Annotated in this window: 1 protein-coding gene and 1 pseudogene; both read right to left on the minus strand. The window is 74.7% G+C overall.

What is annotated here, in order from left to right; genetic code table 11:
• Window positions 1-201, minus strand: a pseudogene (locus SJ20_RS00845) (GNAT family N-acetyltransferase); the annotation flags it as partial.
• Window positions 176-442, minus strand: a 267-nt coding sequence (locus SJ20_RS00850; RefSeq protein ID WP_165577048.1) for a flavodoxin-dependent (E)-4-hydroxy-3-methylbut-2-enyl-diphosphate synthase, incomplete at its 5' end; no start/stop codon positions are given. The gene SJ20_RS00850 and the pseudogene SJ20_RS00845, both read right to left, overlap by 26 nt.

The raw sequence follows: 442 nt of genomic DNA on the forward strand, positions 1-442 counted from the left end.
GAGGAACAGGGTGCCCGCCGCTCCCCCGCGCGGGCCGGCCAGGCGGCCCGCCTCGAGCAGGGAGTCCACGAACACGTTGGACACGGGGGCACGGGCGGACAGGGCCGCGAGCGCGGCGGTGTCCGCGTCGGTCAGCAGGCGGACGCGGTCAGCCGTGGCAGCCCGGACCTCCCGGTCAGTGGACGGAGACCACCGGGGCACCGGCGGCAGCCTGGTCACCGCCGTCCTCCCCCAGGTCCATCTCGCCGGCGATCCGGTTGGCCTCCTCGATGAGGGTCTCCACGATCTGGTCCTCGGGCACGGTGCGGATGACCTCGCCCTTGACGAAGATCTGGCCCTTGCCGTTGCCGGAGGCGACGCCGAGGTCGGCCTCGCGGGCCTCGCCCGGCCCGTTGACGACGCAGCCCATGACGGCCACCCGCAGCGGGACCTCGAGGTCCTG

Source organism: Micrococcus sp. MS-ASIII-49, assembly GCF_000946635.1.
GTDB lineage: Bacteria > Actinomycetota > Actinomycetes > Actinomycetales > Micrococcaceae > Micrococcus > Micrococcus luteus.